1 pseudogene is annotated in these 585 nt (G+C 31.5%); it reads left to right on the top strand.

The features are described from left to right. Positions 1–585, top strand: a pseudogene (locus EZH24_RS13230) (DUF2723 domain-containing protein); the annotation flags it as partial.

Below are 585 nucleotides of genomic sequence, written 5' to 3' on the forward strand. Positions count from 1 at the left end.
TGTTTTTATTCTTCATCCCGAGCAGGTTGCCGCGTTAATAAATATATTCAAAACCCAACTTACGAGTTTAGGATTTTTATTTTTAATTCCAGGATTATTTCAAATATTCAAAAAAAATAAATTTATCGGAATATTTTCGGTATTCGGACTTTTAAGTTTTTCAATTTCGCTTATGGCTTATACGAATCCGCCTCCAAGCGTTAGAACTTTGTCTTTTGTCGAAGTGTTTTTTCTTCCCGCTACTTTGTATATGATGGTTATAATCGGTTTCGGCATCCAATGGTATATTGAATATTTTAACGGCAATATAAAAAATGTATTTAAAAATCCTTCAAAAGAGGAAATTATAAATTCTTTTAAAAGCGGACATGCGCTTTCTTTAATAGTCGTTTTGATTATAATGATTCCAATATTTATAAATAATTTGAGCAGAAATAACAATTCAAAAGATTATAGCAATCATGATTATTCTTATAATATGATGAACTCTCTCCCCGATAACGCGATATTCGCGACCGAAGGCGGAGACAATCAGGTATTCGGACTCGTTTATTATACGATGGTTGAAAGAAGAAGACCAGATTT

Source organism: Brachyspira catarrhinii, from assembly GCF_005518285.1.
In the GTDB taxonomy this organism is placed as follows: Bacteria; Spirochaetota; Brachyspiria; order Brachyspirales; family Brachyspiraceae; genus Brachyspira; species Brachyspira catarrhinii.